Annotated in this window: 24 protein-coding genes; 16 read left to right on the plus strand and 8 right to left on the minus strand. The window is 48.3% G+C overall.

What is annotated here, in order from left to right:
- Nucleotides 1-8: 8 nt before the first annotated feature.
- Entirely contained in the window at nucleotides 9-1,460 is a 1,452-nt protein-coding gene (locus IXB50_RS15700) for an amidase (protein WP_215609933.1), read from the minus strand.
- A gap of 273 nt (nucleotides 1,461-1,733) precedes the next feature.
- Between IXB50_RS15700 and IXB50_RS15705 the strand changes: the two genes are divergently transcribed.
- The 8 genes from IXB50_RS15705 (at nucleotide 1,734) to IXB50_RS15740 (ending at nucleotide 9,854) form a co-directional block, all read left to right on the plus strand.
- On the plus strand, nucleotides 1,734-3,296 hold the full coding sequence (locus tag IXB50_RS15705; protein ID WP_215609934.1) for an amidohydrolase family protein: 1,563 nt from the start codon (nucleotides 1,734-1,736) through the stop codon (nucleotides 3,294-3,296).
- A gap of 83 nt (nucleotides 3,297-3,379) precedes the next feature.
- Nucleotides 3,380-4,429 carry an ABC transporter substrate-binding protein gene (locus IXB50_RS15710; protein ID WP_215609935.1) on the plus strand — a complete coding sequence of 350 codons (1,050 nt, stop codon included), beginning with the start codon at nucleotides 3,380-3,382 and terminating at the stop codon, nucleotides 4,427-4,429.
- A gap of 478 nt (nucleotides 4,430-4,907) precedes the next feature.
- Entirely contained in the window at nucleotides 4,908-5,777 is an 870-nt protein-coding gene (locus IXB50_RS15715) for an ABC transporter permease (RefSeq protein WP_246564571.1), read from the plus strand.
- Between the two features lie 39 nt (nucleotides 5,778-5,816).
- Nucleotides 5,817-6,623 carry an ABC transporter ATP-binding protein gene (locus IXB50_RS15720; RefSeq protein WP_215609937.1) on the plus strand — a complete coding sequence of 269 codons (807 nt, stop codon included), beginning with the start codon at nucleotides 5,817-5,819 and terminating at the stop codon, nucleotides 6,621-6,623.
- Between the two features lie 6 nt (nucleotides 6,624-6,629).
- Complete coding sequence (locus IXB50_RS15725; protein ID WP_215609938.1) at nucleotides 6,630-7,133, plus strand: TIGR03943 family putative permease subunit; 504 nt, start codon at nucleotides 6,630-6,632, stop codon at nucleotides 7,131-7,133.
- Nucleotides 7,123-7,554: a polysaccharide deacetylase family protein gene (locus IXB50_RS15730; RefSeq protein ID WP_215609939.1), complete on the plus strand. Its 432-nt coding sequence runs from the start codon at nucleotides 7,123-7,125 to the stop codon at nucleotides 7,552-7,554. Before IXB50_RS15725 ends, IXB50_RS15730 begins: the two co-directional genes overlap by 11 nt.
- A gap of 25 nt (nucleotides 7,555-7,579) precedes the next feature.
- Nucleotides 7,580-8,485: a DUF1186 domain-containing protein gene (locus IXB50_RS15735; protein WP_215609940.1), complete on the plus strand. Its 906-nt coding sequence runs from the start codon at nucleotides 7,580-7,582 to the stop codon at nucleotides 8,483-8,485.
- A gap of 595 nt (nucleotides 8,486-9,080) precedes the next feature.
- Nucleotides 9,081-9,854 carry a DUF4058 family protein gene (locus tag IXB50_RS15740; RefSeq protein WP_215609941.1) on the plus strand — a complete coding sequence of 258 codons (774 nt, stop codon included), beginning with the start codon at nucleotides 9,081-9,083 and terminating at the stop codon, nucleotides 9,852-9,854.
- Nucleotides 9,855-9,902: 48 nt separating this feature from the next.
- Here the strand turns inward: IXB50_RS15740 and IXB50_RS15745 are convergent, their stop codons facing one another.
- On the minus strand, nucleotides 9,903-10,778 hold the full coding sequence (locus IXB50_RS15745; RefSeq protein ID WP_215609942.1) for a helix-turn-helix domain-containing protein: 876 nt from the start codon (nucleotides 10,776-10,778) through the stop codon (nucleotides 9,903-9,905).
- Nucleotides 10,779-11,042: 264 nt separating this feature from the next.
- Between IXB50_RS15745 and IXB50_RS15750 the strand changes: the two genes are divergently transcribed.
- The 8 genes from IXB50_RS15750 (at nucleotide 11,043) to IXB50_RS15785 (ending at nucleotide 17,672) form a co-directional block, all read left to right on the plus strand.
- Complete coding sequence (locus tag IXB50_RS15750) at nucleotides 11,043-11,546, plus strand: anthrone oxygenase family protein (RefSeq protein ID WP_215609943.1); 504 nt, start codon at nucleotides 11,043-11,045, stop codon at nucleotides 11,544-11,546.
- A gap of 153 nt (nucleotides 11,547-11,699) precedes the next feature.
- Nucleotides 11,700-12,569 carry an SDR family oxidoreductase gene (locus tag IXB50_RS15755; RefSeq protein WP_215609944.1) on the plus strand — a complete coding sequence of 290 codons (870 nt, stop codon included), beginning with the start codon at nucleotides 11,700-11,702 and terminating at the stop codon, nucleotides 12,567-12,569.
- Nucleotides 12,566-12,976: a plasmid pRiA4b ORF-3 family protein gene (locus IXB50_RS15760; protein WP_215609945.1), complete on the plus strand. Its 411-nt coding sequence runs from the start codon at nucleotides 12,566-12,568 to the stop codon at nucleotides 12,974-12,976. The genes IXB50_RS15755 and IXB50_RS15760 overlap by 4 nt, the downstream gene beginning before the upstream one ends.
- Before the next feature lie 709 nt (nucleotides 12,977-13,685).
- A complete protein-coding gene (locus IXB50_RS15765) occupies nucleotides 13,686-13,889 on the plus strand; it encodes a hypothetical protein (protein ID WP_215609946.1) in 204 nt (67 codons plus the stop codon).
- Nucleotides 13,890-14,386: 497 nt separating this feature from the next.
- Nucleotides 14,387-14,968, plus strand: a complete 582-nt coding sequence (locus IXB50_RS15770; RefSeq protein WP_215609947.1) for a TetR/AcrR family transcriptional regulator — start codon at nucleotides 14,387-14,389, stop codon at nucleotides 14,966-14,968.
- 214 nt (nucleotides 14,969-15,182) lie between these two features.
- The gene (locus IXB50_RS15775) at nucleotides 15,183-16,292 is read left to right on the plus strand and encodes an NmrA family NAD(P)-binding protein (protein ID WP_215609948.1); all 1,110 of its coding nucleotides are present in this window, start codon (nucleotides 15,183-15,185) and stop codon (nucleotides 16,290-16,292) included.
- Between the two features lie 57 nt (nucleotides 16,293-16,349).
- Nucleotides 16,350-17,435 carry an NmrA family NAD(P)-binding protein gene (locus tag IXB50_RS15780; protein WP_215609949.1) on the plus strand — a complete coding sequence of 362 codons (1,086 nt, stop codon included), beginning with the start codon at nucleotides 16,350-16,352 and terminating at the stop codon, nucleotides 17,433-17,435.
- Nucleotides 17,436-17,525: 90 nt separating this feature from the next.
- The gene (locus tag IXB50_RS15785) at nucleotides 17,526-17,672 is read left to right on the plus strand and encodes a hypothetical protein (RefSeq protein ID WP_215609950.1); all 147 of its coding nucleotides are present in this window, start codon (nucleotides 17,526-17,528) and stop codon (nucleotides 17,670-17,672) included.
- 309 nt (nucleotides 17,673-17,981) lie between these two features.
- Here IXB50_RS15785 and sigJ read toward each other — a convergent pair whose 3' ends face one another.
- The 6 genes from sigJ to IXB50_RS15815 all read right to left on the minus strand — a co-directional run bounded on the left by sigJ (nucleotide 17,982) and on the right by IXB50_RS15815 (nucleotide 22,661).
- The gene (gene sigJ / locus IXB50_RS15790; RefSeq protein WP_215609951.1) at nucleotides 17,982-18,866 is read right to left on the minus strand and encodes an RNA polymerase sigma factor SigJ; all 885 of its coding nucleotides are present in this window, start codon (nucleotides 18,864-18,866) and stop codon (nucleotides 17,982-17,984) included.
- A gap of 7 nt (nucleotides 18,867-18,873) precedes the next feature.
- Nucleotides 18,874-19,878: an NAD(P)H-dependent oxidoreductase gene (locus IXB50_RS15795; RefSeq protein WP_215609952.1), complete on the minus strand. Its 1,005-nt coding sequence runs from the start codon at nucleotides 19,876-19,878 to the stop codon at nucleotides 18,874-18,876.
- 35 nt (nucleotides 19,879-19,913) lie between these two features.
- Nucleotides 19,914-20,615 carry a class I SAM-dependent methyltransferase gene (locus tag IXB50_RS15800; protein WP_215609953.1) on the minus strand — a complete coding sequence of 234 codons (702 nt, stop codon included), beginning with the start codon at nucleotides 20,613-20,615 and terminating at the stop codon, nucleotides 19,914-19,916.
- Between the two features lie 411 nt (nucleotides 20,616-21,026).
- Nucleotides 21,027-21,554 (minus strand): P-loop NTPase family protein, encoded by a 528-nt coding sequence (locus IXB50_RS15805; RefSeq protein ID WP_215609954.1) that lies wholly within the window; start codon nucleotides 21,552-21,554, stop codon nucleotides 21,027-21,029.
- A gap of 168 nt (nucleotides 21,555-21,722) precedes the next feature.
- Nucleotides 21,723-22,367, minus strand: coding sequence for a class I SAM-dependent methyltransferase (locus IXB50_RS15810; protein ID WP_215609955.1), 645 nt, complete (start codon nucleotides 22,365-22,367; stop codon nucleotides 21,723-21,725).
- A 30-nt stretch (nucleotides 22,368-22,397) separates the two neighbouring features.
- Nucleotides 22,398-22,661, minus strand: coding sequence for a hypothetical protein (locus IXB50_RS15815; RefSeq protein WP_215609956.1), 264 nt, complete (start codon nucleotides 22,659-22,661; stop codon nucleotides 22,398-22,400).
- Between the last annotated feature and the right edge of the window lie 77 nt (nucleotides 22,662-22,738).

The following is a 22,738-nucleotide window of genomic DNA, read 5'->3' on the forward strand; positions in this document are numbered from 1 at the left end:
GTTGATCGTTACTTAACGTCTGTAGGTATTTGAATATCTCCGAAAGTCTTTTTCAAGATCTGCCAGCATTGTTCAGCAATAGTCAACAATTGCCCATCGCTGTAGAATGCTCCTACGAATTGGCAGCCCAAAGGTAATCCATTTGCTGTGTAGCCCAAAGGCATATTCAACGCGGGTAAACCACAGAGGGTCCACAGGCCACAAAATATGGGTGAGCCTGTATTTTCTAACCCCAAGGGGGCAGGTCCTGTGGTCACCGGAGTGATGACAGCATCGTATTGAGCAAATATAGGGGCCAGTAGTTCACGGTAGCGATCGCGACCCTGACAGGCTTGTTGATAAGCGTTATCAGAAATAGACTGCCCTCGTTTTAACCAGCTTTCTAATAATGGAGAACACTGGTCAGGATACTCAGTTAAAAGGGTGCCGTGATTTTGATAAAGCCCGTAGGCACAAAGTTTTTGAACAATGCTCCAATACCGATCAAATTCGGTAGGCAACGACACCAGGTCAACAGTCACATCCGCCTGTCTCAACACATCAACCGCTTGCAACAATCGAGATTGGGCAACCTCCTCTGCATGCCTCCAGTGGGGCGTTTTGATCAGCCCTAATCGGATTGATCGGCCCTCATTCTCTAGCTTTCCTGACCAAGGTTGTTCAAAGGAAACGATCTGTTCAGAGGACTGACAATCCGGAGCTCGAACATCTGGTTTTACCAAAACAGTCAACAATCGTTGAATATCATCTAAGCTACGGGCAAACACACCCACATGATCTAATACCTGGGAAACTGGCATCATGCCGTAGCGAGAAATTAAGCCAAAACTGGGTTTAAACCCAAATACTCCGCAGTAGGCTGCCGGTCGTAACACTGAGCCCATGGTCTGAGAGCCGATAGCTAATGGCACCATGCCATCGGCCACGGCTGCGGCTGAACCACTGGAACTACCCCCAGGAGTATGAGCCATATTGTGGGGGTTAGTTGTCGATCCTGCAGTGGCTGTGGCCAAAGCTGTAGTCACCGTCTTACCCAGAATGATGGCTCCAGCAGATTTAAGGTTCGAGACAACCGCCGCTTCATACTTCAGATATCGATTTTGATAAATTTCTGTTCCCCAGCAGGTGGGCATCTCCAATGTGGCAAAAATATCTTTTACTGCGACCGGAATACCTAAAAGAGGATAAGACTCAAAGCTTACAGGCTTAGGGGTTTGGGGGCCTGAACAATTGATAGTTCCTTGTTCAGAAATATCCTTAAGCACCTGTTCCCACTTATCCGCCTGTTTTTTGGCATGGTCAATATCAAGATATGTCCATGCACGCACCTGGAATTCTCGTAACTCAATTCGCTGAAGGCAAACCTGCAATAATTCTGCAATGCTTGACTCCCCTGTTGCCAGTTTGTCAGCTACAGCTTGAACACTCAAACTATTTAAGGATGGTAGTGGGAGTATCATTTTTATTTAAAATTTACAAAAAAACACTTAGATTCTCAGAGAAGCGTATTGTTTTATACGGTCTTTAAAAAAGATTTCACTTATCATATTCTCCATAGCTCAGTCTAAGCTTGGCGTGGTTTAGGCTTTAAAGTAAGGTGTTTCGGGCACTAGCGCAACATTCCCTGAAGCCCTTTCTGGAGCAGTATTAGCTTAGTTTTTTATAGTTAGCTGTAGCAGTTGGGGCCTCACTAGACTTCTCTTACGAAGTTTGTTGTCTCAGCGAATTATGCCATGCCGTCCACTCTCATCCGAGGCAAATATGTTATTTGCAAAGCTATCAGTCGCACGGAGGCTGAGATTATTGAAAATGGTGCCGTTTTTGTAGAAGATGGCAAAATTGTAGAGATCGGTTCTTACCAAGAATTGTCGGCTAAATATCAGTCGGATCATGCGTTGGGATCAGCTCACCATGTGGTGATGCCGGGCTTTGTTAACAGCCACCATCATGTGGGGTTAACCCCCTTTCAGTTGGGCTCGTTAGATTATCCCCTGGAGCTGTGGTTTGCCAGTCGCCTATCCGCCAGACAAGTCGATTTTTATCTGGATACTCTATACTCCGCTTTTGAAATGGTGGAGTCAGGGATTACTACGGTGCAACATATCCATGGTTGGTTGCCAGGACCGGCCACCCTGTGGCCAGAAATCACGAGTAAAGTGCTCCAGGCCTATGAAGATATTGGCATGCGGGCCTCCTACTGTTTTGGTGTGCGTACCCAAAACCATTTTGTTTATGAATCTAACGATGAGTTTGTTGCTAAATTACCGCCCAGCATTGCAGCGGATATGGAGGCTATTCTCAAGCCCCACGAGGTACCTTTGGAGGATTTTCTCTGGTTCTTTGAAACCCTCTGGAAGAAATGGGAAGGCGCTGCCGATGATCGCATTCGTCTACAGCTAGCACCGGCGAATCTTCACTGGTGTAATGATGCTGCGATTACCACCCAAACAGAGTATGCGCACAAGTACGGTGTTGGCATGCACATGCATCTGCTGGAAACGCCGTACCAGATGGAGTATGCCCATCGTCGTACGGGGACCTCAGCGGTGAAGCATCTCCATAAGTTGGGTGTGTTAGGTCCCCATTTAACCCTGGGACATGGTGTGTGGCTCACGGAAGAAGACATCGATCTGATTGCTGAGACGGGCACGATGATATGTCACAACGCCAGCTCTAATCTGCGGCTACAAAGTGGTGTTGCTCCGCTCAACCATTACGCTCAGAAAGGGGTAAGAGTGGGCATGGGGTTGGATGAGGCTGGCATCAATGATGACCGTGACATGCTCCAGGAAATGCGGTTGGTGCTCAAACTACACCGAGTGCCCGGTATGGATTCCCTGGTACCTGCGGCTCCTCAAGTCTTTCAGATGGCGACAGAAAATGGAGCCCATACTACGCGCTTTGCAGATGAGGTGGGTGTGTTAGAGCCTGGCAAAGCGGCTGATCTGGTAGTAATGGATTGGCAGCATCTGGCTTATCCCTATCTCGATGACACTATTCCTGTTTTGGAAGCTGTGATTCATCGCAGTCGTACCCACGGTATTGATGCGGTTATGGTGGCAGGTGAGGTGATTTTAGAAAAGGGCAAGTTTATCCGAGTGGATAAGGATGCGCTGTTGGATGAGTTAGCCGAAATGCTCAAGGCTCCCCTCACACCGGATGAATTGCGCCGTCGTGAGCTGGCCAAAGAAGTCTTTCCCTATGTGAAAAAGGTCTATGACGGTTGGTTTAGACCAGATGCCTATAAGTCGCATTACTGTAGCAGTTGTCAAACCTATCATCCACCGTCGGGGTGATGCCTTATGCTCAAAAACTTTTTCTTATCTCAGCTCGTAAGCCTCGTGACTTGATCAATAAATTGAACTAAGGAGATTTAATTATGTTTTATTCTCGCACTAACCGTCGTCGTTTTCTTGGGATGAGTCTGGGCGCAGCGATGACGCCTTCTCTACTATCTTTCTTAAGCAGCTGCGCACCGGGCAAAAAACCTGCTGCCTCAGGCGGTTGGGATGGTCGTGAGATTAAGTTTGCCCACGGGGCGGGTCTGTGTAATATGCCCTTGTTTTACTCTGCTGAGAAAGAGCTATTTGCCAAGTATGGGTTTAAGGGAACAGCGGCTCTAACACCGATGCCGGCTGATGTGGCGGTGCAATTGGCCACTGGCCAGGTGGAGATGGCGGTGATTCCGTTTACCAATGCGATCGCAGCCTACACCCAGGGTGCCTCCTTCCAAGTTGTTGCAGGTAGTGGCGTCGAAGGTCTGGTTATTGTCGCTAAACCCGAAATTAAATCCTTTGCCGATCTAAAGGGCAAAAAAGTTGCCACCTTCCAGGCCGATACCCTGGATGTCATCGTCTATGACTACCTGAAAAAAGAAGGGATGACCTATGACGACGTGGAAATGGTCTATCTTGGCGACTCCACTGAACTGTTAAACGCTTATCTGGCAGGACAGGTGGATGCCGTCAGTCACATTGAGCCCTATGCCACCAAGGCCAAAACCCAGACCAATGGCAATATCCTCGGTAATGGTGTTGATATTTACGGCAGTGGCTATCCCGACTGTGTGCTCGCGGTTCGTAATGAGATTATCGAAAGCGAGCCCGAGATGGTTAAAGATGTAATTCGGGTCTTCTTTGAAGCTCAGTACGAGATTGAAAGTAACTTTGAAGGGGCAGCCCAAGCGACCATCGATAAGTATTACAAGACCGATATGGAGAGCCTGTTGGCCTCTGCCCAGGCTCAGCCTCCTGGTGTGGATGTGCGGGATAAGCGTAACTTTATGTATGAGCGGGCAGAGAGTATGAAAGAGTTGAACTACATTAATACGGATCTGGATGATAACTTTGTTAATTTCTCGTTGCTAGAAGAGGTGATTGCTGAGAGCCCAGAGTTATGGGAGCGGGTTAAGGTTAAAGTGACTGCTTAAAACTGATTAAGAACAATTTCGTGATTGGGGGATTAACCTTTATCATTACCCCGCCGTAACTCACACCTCACCAGAATGTTTGCTATTAGCGACCACCCTGTCGGGGGGGGGTGGGGGAGTCTAGGCCCCCACGAACAGGAGGGGTTCGGGGAGGAAAGCCCTGAGCAATCCTTATCGCCATTTGCCGATGTTGACAGTAATGTTTCAGGATATCGATTGGATGCAAAACCGGCTGCTTGGGGTCCCTCCGAGTTCCCCAAACCCCCTGGTTAGGGCCGGAACGCCGCCCTAAAACCCACCGTACTAGGGTATTCCTAATAGCATTAAGTTGGGGTTACGGCGAGGTTGATTATAGATGTTCTGGATCGGTTTCTGCGGAGGGGTTTAGGCGTAAAACTCAAGTCATGAGGTTGTTGTCTAGTGTTTCCTTCATTGTTAGTGGTATATGCCCAAACTTGATTCCTCCATCCCTAAAAACATGCAATTAAAATCGTCTGTCACTCCAGCCACACCTCGTACCACTGGAGCACGGGGTCGTTGGTGGCAGGGTGTGGGCACCTCTGTCATGTGGTGGTGTCTATCTTTGGGGCTGTTTATTGGCATTTGGGAACTGGTGACTGCCCTGGGATGGGTAAACACATTAATCTTGCCCCCACCCCATGAGTTTATTGCTGAAATTGGTAATCAGGAACAGTTTCTTGCCCCAAGAATCGGGGTGGAACGTACGGGGGGAAACTTTGTTTTGCTCACTGCCATTGTGGCTACCCTAAAACGAGTGGTGGCAGGGTTGATACTGGGCTTTATTGCCGCCATTGGGGTGGGTGGCCTGGCCTGTTACTTTAAGATTTTTGGTAAACTCACCCTCCCTGTCATTACCCTGTTAGCTCCCATTGCTCCCATTGCCTGGATTCCCTTTGCCATCATGGCCTTTGGCATTGGGGATAGTGCGGCAATTTTTGTGGTGTTTATTGGTATTTTCTTCTTGCTTACCCTGGCAACGGTGAATGCCATTAACAATGTCAACCAGTTGTATATCAATACGGCGAGGGTCTTAGGGGCCAGCCGTCGCCAGGTGATGTTTAAGGTGATCTTACCGGCAGTTATCCCCGACTTGTTTTTTATCTTGCGGATTAACTTTTTTGCGGCCTGGATGGCGGTACTGGCGGCTGAGATGGTGGGGGTAAATACCGGACTGGGGGCCATTGTTATGGTGGGGCGACAGATGTTTAATGCCAAGCTGATGTTTTTGGGCATGGCAGTGATTGGGGTGGTGGGATACCTGCTGGATGTAGGGTTTCGACAGTTGCAGCAGCGAGTGCTGTGGTGGAAAGGGTCAGCGCAAATCTAGTAGGGTGGGCATTGCCCACTGTCCAGGAAGGTTTATTTTATGAGTGAAATTGTTTGCGATCGCATCAGTAAAATCTGGAACCCTGACACCAACGAAGCCAATTTAGCCATTGACGACATCAGTTTCTCCGTGGAACCAGGGGAATTTTTAGTCATTATTGGCCCCAGCGGTTGTGGTAAGAGCACGCTGCTGAGCATGATTGCCGGGTTAGATACCCCCACCTCCGGGGCAATCCGATTTCGAGATGATGTGATTACAGAGCCGTCTCCCCACCGCTCCATGATTTTTCAGCAGGCGTCCCTGTTTCCCTGGTTGTCAGTGATTGAAAACGTCGCCTTTGGCCTCAGTTTGCAAGGACTCGGCAAGCGAGAACGGCAGCAGCGGGCCAAGGAATACCTACAACAAGTGGGCCTGTTAAAATCAGCAAATCGCTATCCCCATCAGCTCTCGGGGGGCATGCAACAGCGCGCCTGCATTGCCCGTGCCCTCTGTCTTGGCACCGATGTGTTATTGATGGATGAACCCTTTGCGGCATTGGATGTCCAAACCAGACACCAGATGCAAAAGTTTTTGCTAGATATCTGGCAGGGTACTGGTAAAACGGTCATTTTTGTCACCCACCACATTGACGAAGCCGTTTATCTCGCCGATCGGGTGTTGATTTTGACCGCCAATCCAGGGCGAACATTGGCCATGGTGCCGGTGGATATGCCCCGTCCCCGTGACATGATGAGCAAAGGATTTGACTATCACCGTAATCTGTTTATTGAGCATCTTCGATCCGAGGTGGTAAAAGCCTTTGAAGAACAGGAACTCGCAGAGATGTTTGATACTCGCATTAAGTAAGTGGCTATGATTAACCGATTTCCTCTATTGCAAAACCTTACTCAGTGGGTCAAAAGATCCCAGTCAGAGACTGGTGAAGCACCAGAAGAAACCAACAAAGCCGCCATCGACATCTGGTCCTATGCTGAGCCAGCTGGAGAAGAACCGGACCCCCTCAAGCGTAATGTATTGCAATGGCGACGTTTGATCACGTCTGTAAGAGAACCCCTTGATATCTTTCCAGGGCAATCCGTTGATATTACTGGCTTTGTTCATCGTCAGTTTCCCGGTGTGCCCAACCAATTTATCCTGGCCCGACGGATTATTCGCTGTTGCCTTGCAGATACGGTGCCCCTGGGATTAGCGATCCATATCGATACCGCTGATGACTTTGAAAATGAGACCTGGCTCAAGGTGAAAGGGGTCTTTGGTACGGTAGACGTGCGTAATCGATCCACACTGGTGGTGATTCCTGACCAGATTCAATCGATTCCTGAACCTAAAAAAGCCTACATTAACGGTGTCTTCTGAACCCTATTCCAGAGATTTTCGTGGCTATGGACCCAATCCCCCCAATCCTCATTGGCCCAATCAGGCCAGGGTAGCGGTGTCATTTGTGCTCAATCTTGAAGAAGGGGCAGAGTTGGCGATTTCTGATGGGGATAGCTGCAATGAAGGTGTTTATGAGATTGTTTTAGAAACCCAGAATGTACCTGATGTAGCCATGGAATCTCACTTTGAGTATGGTTCCAGGGTAGGATTTTGGCGGATCTTAAAGCTGTTTGATGACTTTGGCATCCAGGCCACTATGAATGCCTGTGGTCGTGCCATCCTTACATTTGGATTGCCACCCGAGAGCAAATTGCTAGACATTGGCAACGGTCTAAGCCTCAGACTTGATGACAAAAGGCTTTTTGTCAGTGAATATCGATATTGTAAGATGAGTTCCTAAACAGTTGATTAAGGTGATAGGGACAATGGACATAGCAGCCATCATGGAAGCGTTAAAGGAGAGTCATGATAGCCAGCTCCCTCGCAAAATCCTGAAACAGGCCATTGTCCAACAAGAAGACATTACACCACTGCTAATCGCGGAGTTTATTCCTGCGGCAGAAAAGCTGGCAGAAATTGATGCAAATCCAGACTATATTCGCCACCTTTACGCGCTCTACTTGCTGGCACAGTTTCGGGAACCTCAAGCTTATCAACCTATCATTGACTTTGTTTCTGTCCCCGGTGACATCATCATGGATGTCACCGGGGATATCGTTACTGAAGATTTAGCTAATATTCTGGCATCTGTTTGCGATCGCAATTTAGTTCCCATTAAGCAAACCATCGAAAATACGGATGTGAATGAATATGTGCGCAGTGCCAGCATGAGGGCATTGTTGATCCTGGTGGTAGAAGGAGAAATCTCTAGGGAATCAGTGTTGGACTACTTTGAGGAAATATGGCCAACGTTTCGACAAGAAACAGACGATGATGATGATTTTATTTATCATTCATTGCTCATGTACAGTTTAGACCTGTGCCCCCATGAGTCCCTGATAGAAGTAATCCGCCAGGACTACGAGAGCAAACGGATTTCACCTGATTGGATTACTATTCAGGATTTAGATAAGGCAATTAACTTGGGGCCAGAGGGCTCTATTCAGAGGCTGTCTGGCCGAAGAAACTACTTTATTACTGACATTATCAAGTCAATTGGATGGTGGGGTTGCTTTCACAGTAGTGCGCCAAAGCAAAAACGACCCTTGCCAGTAGGTATGGTGCAATTATCAGGATTTGCTGAACTGAAGAAGACTGATGCTAAACGTAAGAAAAAGCGGCAGGCCCAAAAGCAGTCCCGTAAACAAAATCGGTCGAAGAAAAAACGTTAGGGGCACGGTCTTGTAACTGGCACACTAAACACCCTGAAAAACTGATCTAATTTTGATCTAATTTTGGCGTTAAATACAGCATTTTCACCATAAATAACTGCTCTATTTGCAAAGCAGCTCAATGGCTGAAATAAGTCTGTAATGCCTGAAACGTAAACGGAGAGAGTGGGGTTCGAATCCACGGTACCTTTCGGTATACTCGATTTCAATCGGCTATGTGGAGTGTTGAAAGCATCTCTATCAAAGGGTTTCAAGTAAGCTGAAAAATATTTGAGCCGATATTGAGCCAGTATTTCCTATAATTGCTTCCCTATTATGGGGTACCTCAAATCTTTGATCACTTTTGGCTATTGATCATGTTTGATCACTTGCTTTGATTACTACTCAACAGTATATATCCCAATACTTATAGAGTATTGGGATCACTCTACTCCGTGTAACCCTTATAGGGCTTATTTTGATGGCTACATAGCCATCTCATGGTTGTAAATGGTCAGTATGACCGCATCATGAGGTTATACATTTTTCAGCAGGGCAGTTACCTGGCGTTAGAAATGATTATCCTAGTTCTAACGCTCCTGCGAGACTGACTTCTATGCCATCGCCCTTTCCTGGAATGGATCCTTACCTTGAAAGCTATTTATGGCCTGATGTGCATAGTGCGTTGGCTAATAAAATTCGTCAGCAGTTAACGCCACTGCTGCGGCCTAAATATACTGCTCGTTTGGAGGTCTATCTGGCTGAAGATTCCTTCCCAGACGGGGAAATTGGCATTCTTTATCCGGATGTAGAAGTGCTGGAGGCCCCCAAACGTCCGACTGCTGAAACTGCCCCTGGTAGCACCCTCACCATTACCCCTCCCAAACTTTCTCTGCCAGTGCCTCAGGCCGTGCAGGTGCGACTGACTACGGTTGAAATTCGAGACACAGCAAAAAATCGGTTGGTAGCCAGCATTGACATTCTGTCCCCGATCAACAAGCGAGAACCGGGGTTGACCACCTACCGCCAAAAGCGACAGCGGTTATATCAGGCTGATGTTCATCTGCTCGAATTAGACTTGCTACGGCGAGGGACTCGGCCTTTTGCCCAACCTCGTCTACCAGAAGTGCCTTACTGTATTGCGCTCACCCGTGCCCAGGCAAAACAAATTGAAATCTGGCCGGTAGAGTTGGCTACTACTTTGCCGGTTGTGCCTGTACCTTTGCAGGAGCCTGATCCAGATGTGCCTTTAGATCTGCAAGCTGTGCTTAATGCTATCTACGATGAAGCGGCTTACGATCTATCTCTTGACTATGATCAATCACCACCTCCGCCAGCATTTTCTGATGTAGATACTGATTGGCTTCAAAAACAACTGAAAAACTCTTAAGACTCAAGTTTCTGTAAGCGAACTTAGGGGGCGTTCAAAAATAAATGTCTAGCCTCTGAAGGTTCTGGGACTTACCCCCATCACTTTGCGAAATTGCTTGCTGAGATGACTGTGACTATTGAATCCGCACTCCAGAGCAATATCGATGATGGCTTGATCACTATGTTTCAGCAGGTGTTTCGCGCGTTCTAATCTCTGTTGAATCACGTATTGATGGGGCGAAATTCCCATGGACTGCTTGAACATGCGCCCAAAATGGAACGGACTCATGTTCAGTAATCCGGCCAGATCAGCCAGCTTGATTTCCCCAGCCAAACCGGCATCGATATAGTCCAGTACTTGATTCAGCTGAAGCGTTGGTAACCCACCTTCATACGTTGGCAACTGGGTCGAGGTCGTCCCATAGTTGCGCAGCAGCTGCACCGCCAGTAAATTTGCCAGCGAGTCTAAATACAGCCCGCTGGGTTGACGCTGCTGCACCTCTGCCAATAACAGCGTAGAGATCGATTCAAGCTGCTGCTGACGACTTTGAAAGGTGGGTACCAAGGTGAGGCGATCGCCATTCTTGCCTAGAGTTTCCTCCGCAACCTGCTTCAGAAATGATGCTGGCAGCTGGATCTGTAGGCAATTTTCAGCCCCCTCCCACCGCACAAATAGCGGTGTATTAGCAGGGGTAATCAGCATATCGCCACGGCGATACAACCCAGTATGGGTTTTCCCATCCTGTTTCTGTAGATAAGACTGGGGACGCGACGTTAGATTCACAAATAGCGTGTGGGACGCTTCAGCATGAAAATCTGCTTCCCCTGGAGGAAAGCGAAGCTGTTCAATCTGAATCGTCTCTGTTCCCAGGATTAGATTTGACTCGCTTGAATGCGAATCCTCAGGAAATGAATCGGCTGACTGAGATTGAGCAAGCGCCATAGGTTCAAGGCCGCAGTCAGATTGCTAATGACGAGAGCCTAACGGCACCTCACATGAACAACTCGGACTTTTTCAGGCACATTGAAGTACCCCTAAATCCTAAGCGTTACATTCAGATCTCACAAGTCACCGCAAGAAAGTGACAAGCCCGCAAGAAATGACAAGCACCATGGGGTCAGCCTCCGTAAGCTGAAAATGTCTTCATAAAAGGATTAATCCATATCATCCTCAACTGCTGACATTTCAAATTAAGGAACTTGAACCATGTCAACCGTAGCAACTTTTCAAATTGTTCTGATTTTGGCAACCTTGCTGTGCTCCCTCGTGGCAGGCTTCTTATTTGCCTTTGCCACAGTCGTGATGCCCGGCATAAAAACGTTGAATGACCGCGAATTTATCCGAGCCTTTCAGGTGATTGACGGCGTCATCCAAAATAACCAGCCGCTATTTGTAGCCGTCTGGATGGGTTCCGTGGCGACGGCGTTGACGGCGGCGGGATTGGGTTTCGGACAACTGGATGGCGCTCAGCGTCTGCTAGTGATCTCGGCTCCTATCATTTACATCCTGGGTGTCCAATTGTCCACCTTCACGATTAACGTCCCGCTGAACAATCAACTCCAAGCGCTACATGTCGATGCCATGGATGCAGTGGCTCTGAAGGCAGCCCGCATAGATTTCGAACCCGGTTGGAATCGCTGGAACTTAGTCAGAACATCGTTTGCTAGCTTGGCATCGGTCTTGTTTATGATTCTCCTCTTCAAACTTTGAGGAGCACCTAGGCTGCTAAACCACGTCCAAGTTGAAACGTGTAGTTTCCTCTACGGTAAAACGACCGTTCTGGACGTGGACAAGGTTTATACGCAGCCATCAGTCTACATTTTTAGTTTCAAAATCTTTAGTTTCAAAGAGAGGTCATGACAGATGATTTGTATCACTGGAGCGGGTGGAACTGTCGGTAGCGAAGTTGTCAAACAGCTGGAATTAGCCAAGGTGCCGTTTCGCGTTGCCTACTTCTCAAAAGAGAAGATGGACGCGGCACTGGCGAAAGGGATCGAGGCCGTTATCATCGACTACAACCGCCCTGAAACACTGCGTGCGGCGTTTCAGGGATGTGATAAGTTGTTTCTCCTGGGGCCAAACGCCCTGAACCAAACGCAGCTCGAACTCAACGCCGTCGAAGCGGCGAAAGCGGTTGGCGTGCAGTACATTGTGAAGCAATCCGTTATGGGAGCCGAAGCAGAGGCATTTAGTCTTGCCCTGATTCATCGGCCCGTCGAGCAGGCGATTGAATCGAGCGGCATGGCATGGACGTTTCTCCGCCCGAACAGCTTTATGCAGAATGTCGTAACGTTTATGAGCGAGACGATCAAAACTGAAGGCGTGTTTTACAGCGCCAGCGGCGCAGCCAAGATCGCCCATGTCGATGTGCGTGATATCGCTGCGGTGGCCGTAAAAGCGCTGACCGAGCCTAACCATGTGGGACAGGCCTATACGTTGACCGGCCCCGAGGCAATGACCTACGACGAACTCGCGAACGATCTGTCGAAGGTACTTGGGCGTTCAATCAGTCATATCAGTCTTTCTCCTTCGGACTTGAAGCACGGTATGCTGGCAGAAGGAATGCCGGAAGCGATCGCAGATCGGATGCTCGACCTCGAACGTTACTATCGAGAGGATCAAGCAAGCCGCATCACAAACGACATAAAGCAGGTAACCGGACACGATCCAAGACGATTCGCGCAGTATACGCGCGAATCTGCATCGTGGTTGCAATCGGCACAGGCAGTGTGACAGTTCTGCGTGGCAAGCTGGAATCCATAAAGGAAAGAAAGCTTGCTGCCCTTAGCAAAGTTGTGACCGCTGTTGACTCGCATCTGGGTCAATGGCGGTTTTCTCTGGGGGTATCGGCGCGATTGCAAGTATTGATGGAGCGGACAGTGGCCGATCTGTCTGATTGCGATCGCTTAGTGGCGATGCTGTCATGCTTTTTGCCAATCGATCAAGAGCGGCAGGACATTCTTCGGGTATGGGTAAAGACCTGGCGGCGCATTGCTATTCCAGCCAATCTGGCTCTCGATGAGTTAGCCATAGCCATCCTTGATGCGTATCAGTTTGATTATGACCATCTATATGAGTTTAGCGATCGCGATCGCACAGGTCGATCCTGCATGACTTTCAGATTCTACTCGACGGCCTGAGTCCTAACAGCACACATGTTAGCAGTGCCAATAATTTCCTTCCACGTTAGATAATCTCTCAGATTTGGCGACTCAGTACTGACAGTTAGAAAAATATCAGTGATTCCTACTTGCAGCTATTTAAGTTTTCCCATAGACTCTAATTAATCCAAAATAAATAACTATAGATTTTTATCTATGATTATTCGATACCTTCTCAAGTCATTATCCTCAAAGTACTCTTGGAATCAAATGCATTTTTGTACAGAATCTCAGCTAGGGAAATGGGTTAAGACTAATAGCCTGTAAAGCAAGCTGATATTGAATGTGATGCTACCAGGTAGTTCTTATGCAAACTAAACAAGATTAGGAGCTAACAAGATGCTTAGTGTTTTTCTGGGAGTCATTATTTTGGGTTGGCTTTCAACAGCTATGCTCAGTTCTCAATCTTATTCTGCTAATGATTAGCTTCACACGGCTTACTGCTACCTCACTCCCTTTTTTTAATAGCTAAGGAATGAGGATTCAATTAGGTTCTATCTTCTGATGTACAGGCGTTCCATGGAACACCTCTTCAGACATAATTTTTGGATCTTATAAAATCCTTATCCCTAAGTGAGAACAATATAGTCTATAAAAAATGCTCATATAAAACCGAGAGAAAAACTCTCCTTATCAATCGATTATGTTGTTATATTCAAAACAAGAACAGTATTTAAAGGTTTTTAACATGAACTACATCAAGATAACAGATGCAAATTATCTCCCGATCACTGATCGGAAAGTTTTGGGCGTTCCTGCCACTGGCATGCTTCTACTTTCAGCATATTTATTGACTCGTGCAACCTTGCTGACACCCACATTGCAAGAGGAGCAGGCGTCAGTTATAGTTGTTCCCAATGAAACAACTTTGTTGCAGAAAGTTACCCCTTAGGCACCATGGGGGCGTTACCTCTCAGGTATTTTCAACAACTTACTAGCCTGAGATAGCAACCGATTGGCCCACGTATTTTACCTCGTGAGTAGCGCAGGCCAGGAACTTGGCTACCGACTAACGAGAACGCTGAGATGACTCAAGCAAGTGCGCACTGCCTGACTTTCGAACAGAACTGATAATCGTGGAGCTGGCCCAGACGGGCCAAATTGTCCTGCTATTGATGGACCGAGGCATCGTAAATCGAGCGAATTGTGTCGATACTGGGAGCAATGCTCCAGCGGTCTAATGCGGGGATTTTTGTTTTTAATAACATGATCAAGTTGCCCCTCTGCACTAACAACTCAAAAATACAAACGGATGTGGGGAGCCGTTGCCCCCAGATGTGAGGACTAGATGTAGGGATTTATGGATGAGCCCTGTGGGGGGTTAGATGGGTTGACATCTAATTTCAGACGAGCTAGTCTGTAACTATTCCAGACGAATTAGTTTGAAATATGGCGCGTCCCCGTGAATTTGATCCGCAAGTTGCTCTCCAGTCTGCCATTCAGGTGTTCTGGGAGAAGGGCTATTACGACACTTCTGTCGATGAAGTGGTTAAGCGATCGGGGGTGGCCAAATACGGTATCTACAATACCTTCGGTCCCAAACGAGAGTTGTTCAAAAAAGTTCTCAAGCAGTACGCCACTGATCGCCATCAGGATATTCAAACCCCGATCCGACGATCGGTTGCTTCCTTGCCAGAGATTCACGAATTCTTTGCTCAGGTTCCTCACCAGATTACCCAGTCGGATTATCCCCATGGGTGCTTGGTGTGTAGTACGGGCGTCGAAGTGGGCCAGAGAGATCCGGACATCAATACCTTTGTCAAAGACTTTTTTGCGGATATTGCTAAGGTGCTCAAAGGCTGTCTAAGTCGGGCCGTTAAAAAGGGGGAACTGACATCACAGGAGGACATCGATGATTTAGCTAATTACCTCGTCACTGAATTTCGTTGTGCCCTAATGCTGGCCCGCAGTGGTCACACCGCTCAGGACATCCAACAACATCTGAAACTTGCACTGCGAGTTCTACAGTAAGTTGGGCATCAACAGTAAGTTGGGAAATCTTGGCTAGGACTGAAGGCGGAAGGCAGAAAGCGGAAGGCATTCCGTAGGGTTTTACCCTTCTCGCAGAGTACGCTAACTTCCTGGGGAAATCGTCCTGCTTTGTGTTAGTACCCGTAATTTTTTTGCCTTATTTCAGACTATTTATTCTGGAATCATTGTTTTAATTTTCAATTGAGAGGTTGATATGCAGAAGCCAAGGATTTTAGTTACTGCTGCTACAGGGCGGACAGGGTTTCCTGTGGCGTTGCAACTGTTGAACCGGGGATTTCCTGTGCGTGCTTTTGTGCGTCGACAGAGCGATCTCACCCAGCAACTCAAACAAGCAGGGGCCGAAATAGTTGTCGGTAATCTCTTAGATTTTCGAGATTTACATCACGCCTTACAGGGGGTGCAACGAGCCTACTATTGCCCGCCATTTGCACCCAATCTTTTGCATGGTGCCATGCTCTTTGCTCTAGCAGCCGAGGAAGCCAACCTTGAAGTTGTTGCTTTGATGAGCCAGTGGAATCCCCATGCCACCCACCCGTCCTTTACCAGTCGTGAGCATTGGATTGCCAATCATCTGTACCGTTGGATGCCGTCTGTCGATGTCATTCATATCAACCCTGGCATTTTTGCCTTTGTCTATTTGCTAGGTCTGCCTATGATCACCAACTTTGGTCTGCTGATGGCCCCCTTTGGCCAAGGCCGTAATGCACCGCCTGCCAATGAAGACATTGCTCGCGTTGTTGTCGGAGTATTGAGTGATCCGACTTCCCATATCGGTAAAAGCTATCGTCCTACGGGACCAGAATTACTCTCCACTGAGGATATGGCAGCGATTCTCAGCAAAATTTTACAGCGTCCCGTCCGGTATCAAGATACCTCGATCACCATGTTTTCTCAGGCGGCCAAAGCAATGGGATTTCCTGACTTTGAAATGTCCCAAATGCGTTACTACGCTGATGATATTCGGCACGATGCCTTTGCTATCGGTGGCACCACGAATCATGTGGAGCTGGTAACAGGACAACCGGCAGAATCCTTTGAACACACCGCCCGGCGTTATCTCCAAAACCCTGCCCTGATCCATCCCAAACTCTCCCATGTGGGTAAGCTGGGTGCGATCGCATTACTCATTCGAACTCTTTTTAGTCGAGTCCCAGATTGGCAGAAATGGGAGCGCGAGCATCACCATCCTCTTCTCCAGCAGCCCCAGCTTGCAAGCCATAACCCAGCCTGGGTTGCCAGTGCCCAACAGCAGCAGCTGAATCTTCTCCAGCTCAGCAATTTACAACGTGTCCCTCTAACGTAACTAAGACTTTCTTCTTTAAGAAAATCAACCCTATCCCTCTAGCGTCAGGAAACCATCATGACCCTACCCAAAATTCTAATTACCAACGCCAATGGCAAAACAGGCTTTGCAGCCACATTGCAGTTACTGGCCAAAGGCTACCCTGTCCGTGCCTTTGTTCGCACCCAGCGAGCCAGCACTGTTCAACTTAAACAAGCAGGTGCGGAAATCTTGATTGGCAATATGGCCGACATGGCCACCCTTACCCAAGCCATGCAAGGTATTGAGCGAGCCTACCTGTGCTTACCCGGCATGCCTAATCCCTTATTCTCCGGCGTTAGTTTTGCCGTGGCCGCCCAGGCTGCCCAGCTGGACGTTGTTGTGATGATGGGACAATGGCTCTCTCATCCTCAACATCCCTCCTTTGCCACCCGTGTGATCAACCTGATGGACTCAATTTTGTCCTGGATGCCGGATGTTGGCGTCGTCACCATCAACCCAGGTTGGTTTGCGGACAACTATATGGCGGTCCTGGAACCGATCGCGCAGCTGGGACTGATGCCGATGCCCCTCGGACAAGGACTGAATCCAGCGCCGTCCAATGAAGATATTGCCAGAGTGATTGTGGGTGCCCTGATCAACCCCGCTGCTCACATCGGCAAAACCTATCGGCCAACGGGGCCTAAACTGCTAGCGCCGGAAGCGATCGCGAATACCTTTTCGCGGGTGCTGAATCGCCCGGTTAAATACATCGATATTTCTGAAACGATGTTTCTCAAGGCGCTGAGAGTTCAGGGATTTTCTCCCTTTTTACAAGCACAAATGCGCCACTATGCTGAAGAATATCGTCGAAATGCATTTGGTACCGGTGGTCCCACAAATGCTGTGCTGGAAGTTGGAGGCCAGCCCCCGGAAGAGTTTGAAACCATCGTGCATCGCTATGTGGCCAACAGCTCTGTTGGGCAACGATCCCTGACTCATCAACTGCGAGCAGTTAAGAATTTGGCTCAGATTCTGCTCACACCGGTAACGGATATCGATGGCTATGAACGCAGGCAAGACCTTCCTAGGGCCAGTCAGCCCACCTACGTCCTGGATGACAACGCTTGGGTAACTAACCATCGTCTAGCAGGTGCCTTCGGGTTTACCAATACACCTGCTTAGGAATGAGGTTGAAATAAAATCCCAAATAACGTACGAAAATGGGATAACTTATCCCCTCCTGGGAGGAGCCACGCAGGGCTGTTTCATTGTGTGGACAGAAAATCTGAAGGCATTGAAAACTCATTTGAAAAAGGCATGCTCTACGTGGAGATGGGCCGTGCCAAGCAACAACGCGATAACCTGATTAATCGACCTCGCCGTAACCCCTATTTAATGCAATTGAAGACAACCCAGTAGGCTGGGTCCTAGGGCGGCCTCCCGGCCCTAGCCATGGGGGTTTGGGGAACTCGGAGGGACCCCAAGCAACCGGTTTTGGTTCCCTCCGATCATATCTCGATTGAGTATGAACGAAGTCATATGCCTTACAGATTTTCTATTGCCCTTGACAAACAGCTGCTGCGATCGCACCATCTTTGGCGTAGTACGTTCCCGGCCCATAGAAATGACCATAGCGTAAAACCATACCGGTCATTCCAGTTAGCGACAACACCTGCCGTTCTAAACTCGCGACAGCCTCGACAACAGACTGTAGGGACGGATATCCTCTTACATCTCAGCTGGAAGCTGGCTAAGCTTATCCGGATTGCGAACGGCATACAGTCGATGGATATGCCCAGCATGAACATCAATGGTGAGTGCTGTTGCCAGTTGGCCATTTTCATAGATGAGGAGACCGGACGAGCCATTAAATCGCAACCACAATGTTTGAATTGCGATCGCGTTTCGCTGATAGCGACCAAACACAGAGACAAAAAACTTGGCTACTTTTTCAGCCCCGCAAAGCATACTCGGCAGTGCTTCCACCTGACCGCCACCATCGGAATATAGCTCCACTTGGTTGGCAAGTAACGTGATCAGTCGCTCTAGATCACCCCGTCTAGCGGCACTAATAAAGGCTTCTAGCAGTGTTTGGTGCTCTTCTGGGGTGGTGTGGAAACGGGGGCGATGCTCACGAATACGTTTGCGCGCACGGGTGGCCAACTGACGACAGTTAGCGTTGCTTTTTCCTAGGGTGTTGGCAATCTCATCAAAACTCAGATTAAACACGTCGTGCAACAGAAAGGCCGCTCGCTCCGAAGGAGACAATCGTTCCAACGCCAGCAATAGGGCAACCGAAACCGTGTCATCCAATTCCAACTGTACCCTCGGATCTTGGTTAAGCTGATCGGGAAAGGGTTCTGGCAACCATTCACCGACATACAGTTCTCTGCGTACGCGGGCAGATTTAAGTTGATTCAGGGCAATCCGACTACATACAGTAATTAGCCATGCCCGTGGAGAATGTACGGTACTGACATCAATCTCACACCATTTTAGGTACGTTTCTTGAACAATATCCAAGGCACCGGACAGTTCACCTAGCATGCGATAGGTAATGCCCTCAAGGGTGGGGCGATTTTGCTCAAAAATCAGGGTTCTTTCGTCTGACATTTTACGTTCACTCGTTCGGATTGGACATGAGCATTGCAAAGCGCCAGCCCTGCGGCGTTAGACGAAAAACATGGGTATATTTCTGACCAGTAGAGAACACACCACCCGTGTCATGACGGTTCTTCATTGTGACTTCTTGACGGCCAACTTCGACCGCTAAATTACCGCTCCGCTCGATGTACAAAGGAAATTTTTGGAAACTAGCAAACTTGGCACTACTAAAGAGTGCTTGCTCTGCCTCCAGTAAAGCATTACGTCCAGTAATCACATCCTGTGACGGAATCAATAGTTGGATATTATCTGCACACAATTCAGCATAGGCTTGGGCATCACCATTAACGATCGCGTCCGCCTGACCAGCCCGCAGGAAGTTGATTTGCTGTTTATCATACTCACTAAACTCACCCTGCCAAACAGGAGAGACCGTTCGGTTGATTAACCAGTCTATTTGTTGTTTGGCGCAGGACAAGGCTTTTTCTTTTGTTTTCTGGTCCAGGGCCATGCCTTCTAAGGCAACGACGTCTATTGAATCAATGCCGATAAACGTCAGTATTTTCCTGAGATAGGTTGTCTGAAAATCATCCGTGGGCGAGGATTGACTACCTCGAGCCGTAATTAACGTAGCCGCCTTGCCGTTCAACAGGCCTCGATAGTTACCCTGTCGCACTTCAAAGGTAAGACCTGCTCGCACAACATGATCGAAATAGGCTTTAAGTGTGGATGGGAGAGTCAGGTTATAAAGGGGACTACCGATGAGCAGATGATCGGCGCTTTTAAGTTCATCGATCAAGGTATCGGACAGCATTTTGTCACTTGATGGCTCATTTGCATGGTGGAATGCTTTGATGGTTTCATTGGCAATATGGGGAATGGGATTACTCGCCAGACAGCGGTGAATGACCTGACTCTCTGGATTATGACTTAGCCACTTAGTTTGAAAATAGTCCGTAAGGACTCGAGTATTAGAGCCCTTTATTCGGGTACTTGCATCAATCCGCAGTAGTGTTTTCATGGATAGCTTTTGGTGTCTACTATCTATAAGACAATTCAGGGTTGGACTATGTGACAGGGTTTAACACCAAGGGTGGCTATGCACATCCGTTTCGACCAACCAGTGCCATAGTCAAACGACTTCACAGCCTCAAGTCCTGCGGCTTGCAGGAAAAAATCCAGCTGGTGGGAGGCGTAGCCTCGATGTTGCCAGCGTAGGGCCATGAGGGCTTGGCCCAGGCCTTTGCGAGTCACTGAGGCAATTAGAGGAGCACCCGGTTTTAGGACTCGCACCATCTCGCGCAACGTGTCTACGGGATTGGCCATGTGCTCCAAAACATGGGCAAATATGACCACATCAAAAGATTCATCGGCAAAGGGTAAGCGCCTGATATCGTCACATCTCAAATCAAGAGTCCTACAACGATTTTCCAGGTTCTGTTGAGCTTGGGTCAACATAGGGTAGGAAATATCGACGCCGGAGACATGGACTGGCTGATTGACGCTGTCTAACAGTGCCAGACTGAAGGCTCCTGTTCCTATCCCACAGTCGAGAATGTGAGATGTCTGGTCAACATGGCTCAAGCAGGTACGCACTGCGTAGTTGTTGAACAGCAGTTGATAATCGTGGAGTTGTCCCAGGCGGACCAAATTGTCTTGCCATTGGTGGGCAGAGGCATCGTAAATTGAACGCAGGGTGTCGATAGTAGGAGCAGTTCTCCAGCGGTCTAATGTGGGGATTGTTGTTTTTAAGAGCATGGTTAAATCAACCCTCTGTTACCAGAGGGCTATACGCTGCGGGTAGATAAAATATCCAGAGATCCGGATTGGTTGTTGGGGCTGGATAGGTATGAACCAAGACCGGTGGTAGTCCTCACTCACCTGAATTAGCACGTCATACCTTGCAGCCTGATCAGTCCATGGGCCATGGCAACAGCGTTTCACCGTTGTCCTTTAGCGCGATCGCTAACGCCTCAACAACTCAAAAATACAAACGGATGTAGGGAACCGTTATCCCCACATGTGGGGATTAGATGTGGGGATGGATGGATGAGGCCTGTGGGGATTGAGCGTTCCTGAAACGAAATTGCACCAACCTGACCTTTCAAAGCAATTATTCGGTCTTTTTTATGGCTTGGTCCCATCATTGTGATCCATAGCAATGACAACTCACTCTTCAAATTCTGTGGCTATGGTTTGCCAGAACTGTTTCATCCCTTGGAGCGATCGCAAATGGTAAACCTGCTTTGTTGCTTTTGCTGCTTCCACATAGGTCCGATACTTGGGGGTGAGCTTTGTGTGACATAGCCAGACCGTGTTGTAAGAAATCAGCGTGCCTTTCACTAGGGGACTATTTTCGGGCCAACCTTCTGGGGGGCCCCATACACCTTTGATAAATCGCTTTGTCACCCACCAGTAATGGCGCAGCACCGGCATATCGAGATAGATCAGGGTATCGGCAACGTCCAGCCGTTGCCATACCGTATCCATCGACCCGAATCCATCAACGATCCATTGATCCTGTTGCAGCAGTTCATCATGGGCAGCTTTGAACTCAGCATGGGGTACCTTCTCGCCGCCGGGTCTATATTGCATCAAATCGAGCGGCACCAGGGGTAATCCAGTTATTGCGGCTAACCGTTTGCTCAGGGTGGATTTACCACCACCAGTATTACCAAATACGGCTACTCTATCCATGGTTATTTCCTCCTTTGTGGTTTAGGCCAGTTCCAAACAAACCCTAAAATTATCAGCATCGTGATCACTTCTACTGATGCAAAAAATACATAGGAATATGCCGTGTCGATTCGATTTATGACTTGAACGAATGCTGATCAAATTGCTGTGCAGTATCACCATTTAATTCTACTCAGCCTTCTTCGCCACGATGAACACGATTTTCGCATTACCGATGGGCGATTTGTAATCATCCGGTTGCCATTGGTAATCAATCGCAAACCCCGCATCCGTCAAACTTTTGTCTAAGTCTTGTATCGTAAAGACCTGGACTGAGGGAAACAGACCCAAGAATTTACCAACGGGTGCAATTAGCTTGAACCAAGCCATCGTATCCCCCAGGCAGACTGTACTGGTGATAAAAAGTCCGCCAGGTTGGAGCATGTTATGGACCTTGGCAATTATCTCTTCCTTATTTTCTAGTAGGTGTACAACATTCAATCCCAACACCGCATCATAGGTTCTGTCGGGGACGCTCACCTCGTCAATGCTGGCTGGCTCAAAGGTGACGTTTTGAATGTTCTGGGCATCGGCTTTTGCTTGGGCAATCTCAATCATATTTGATGAGAAATCAATGGCTCGGATATGGTGCACGTAAGGGGCATGGGCAATGGCCGTCGAGCCGGTGCCGCAGCCGAACTCCAGCACTTTCATATTGGGCTGAAAATACTCTCGCGCGACCTGTAGTTTCTTTTGGTAGGCGGCGTCATCAGCAATGGGTTGCTTTGAATATTTCTCGGCAATGTTGTTCCAAAATTGGCTTGCTTGGACCATGGGGCTTCTCCTGGATAGCGTTGATCATTATTAAGCTTCCTGACTGACCGAGCGTCGTGTTGGCAACGGATTGCGCCACCGCCATGCGGACCAAATCACGGTGGATAGGGCCGCGACTTCCATGATCAGATGAAAGGTATCGTCTAGATCAGTGGTGCCAAAGAACGAAATCAGTACCCCGTAAAGTATCGCAACAATCATGTTGGTCCAGCGATTGGCACCGTAGGGCAATATGCGAGACAGCAGCACCATCGCAATCGGCACTTCAATCATCACGCCACCCAACAGCAACATCCCGAATATCTCACAAAACTCAAAGAATGGGAGTCTCAAAATGAGCGAAAGTTATATAGAACAAAGACTTTAGCCGA

This window comes from Leptothoe spongobia TAU-MAC 1115, assembly GCF_018739885.1.
Classification (GTDB): Bacteria; Cyanobacteriota; Cyanobacteriia; order Phormidesmidales; family Phormidesmidaceae; genus Leptothoe; species Leptothoe spongobia.

Bases quoted from the DNA above. Each gene is read 5' to 3' on its own strand.
- IXB50_RS15755 (WP_215609944.1), top strand. From the start codon at position 11,700: ATGATTTGTATCACTGGAGCGGGTGGAACTGTCGGTAGCGAAGTTGTC.
- IXB50_RS15795 (WP_215609952.1), bottom strand. From the start codon at position 19,878: ATGAAAACACTACTGCGGATTGATGCAAGTACCCGAATAAAGGGCTCT.
- IXB50_RS15715 (WP_246564571.1), top strand. From the start codon at position 4,908: ATGCAATTAAAATCGTCTGTCACTCCAGCCACACCTCGTACCACTGGA.
- IXB50_RS15700 (WP_215609933.1), bottom strand. From the start codon at position 1,460: ATGATACTCCCACTACCATCCTTAAATAGTTTGAGTGTTCAAGCTGTA.
- IXB50_RS15800 (WP_215609953.1), bottom strand. From the start codon at position 20,615: ATGCTCTTAAAAACAACAATCCCCACATTAGACCGCTGGAGAACTGCT.
- IXB50_RS15710 (WP_215609935.1), top strand. From the start codon at position 3,380: ATGTTTTATTCTCGCACTAACCGTCGTCGTTTTCTTGGGATGAGTCTG.
- IXB50_RS15780 (WP_215609949.1), top strand. From the start codon at position 16,350: ATGACCCTACCCAAAATTCTAATTACCAACGCCAATGGCAAAACAGGC.
- IXB50_RS15765 (WP_215609946.1), top strand. From the start codon at position 13,686: ATGAACTACATCAAGATAACAGATGCAAATTATCTCCCGATCACTGAT.
- IXB50_RS15750 (WP_215609943.1), top strand. From the start codon at position 11,043: ATGTCAACCGTAGCAACTTTTCAAATTGTTCTGATTTTGGCAACCTTG.
- IXB50_RS15815 (WP_215609956.1), bottom strand. From the start codon at position 22,661: ATGTTGCTGTTGGGTGGCGTGATGATTGAAGTGCCGATTGCGATGGTG.
- IXB50_RS15725 (WP_215609938.1), top strand. From the start codon at position 6,630: ATGATTAACCGATTTCCTCTATTGCAAAACCTTACTCAGTGGGTCAAA.
- IXB50_RS15705 (WP_215609934.1), top strand. From the start codon at position 1,734: ATGCCGTCCACTCTCATCCGAGGCAAATATGTTATTTGCAAAGCTATC.
- sigJ (WP_215609951.1), bottom strand. From the start codon at position 18,866: ATGTCAGACGAAAGAACCCTGATTTTTGAGCAAAATCGCCCCACCCTT.
- IXB50_RS15740 (WP_215609941.1), top strand. From the start codon at position 9,081: ATGCCATCGCCCTTTCCTGGAATGGATCCTTACCTTGAAAGCTATTTA.
- IXB50_RS15775 (WP_215609948.1), top strand. From the start codon at position 15,183: ATGCAGAAGCCAAGGATTTTAGTTACTGCTGCTACAGGGCGGACAGGG.
- IXB50_RS15770 (WP_215609947.1), top strand. From the start codon at position 14,387: ATGGCGCGTCCCCGTGAATTTGATCCGCAAGTTGCTCTCCAGTCTGCC.
- IXB50_RS15735 (WP_215609940.1), top strand. From the start codon at position 7,580: ATGGACATAGCAGCCATCATGGAAGCGTTAAAGGAGAGTCATGATAGC.
- IXB50_RS15810 (WP_215609955.1), bottom strand. From the start codon at position 22,367: ATGGTCCAAGCAAGCCAATTTTGGAACAACATTGCCGAGAAATATTCA.
- IXB50_RS15805 (WP_215609954.1), bottom strand. From the start codon at position 21,554: ATGGATAGAGTAGCCGTATTTGGTAATACTGGTGGTGGTAAATCCACC.
- IXB50_RS15745 (WP_215609942.1), bottom strand. From the start codon at position 10,778: ATGGCGCTTGCTCAATCTCAGTCAGCCGATTCATTTCCTGAGGATTCG.
- IXB50_RS15720 (WP_215609937.1), top strand. From the start codon at position 5,817: ATGAGTGAAATTGTTTGCGATCGCATCAGTAAAATCTGGAACCCTGAC.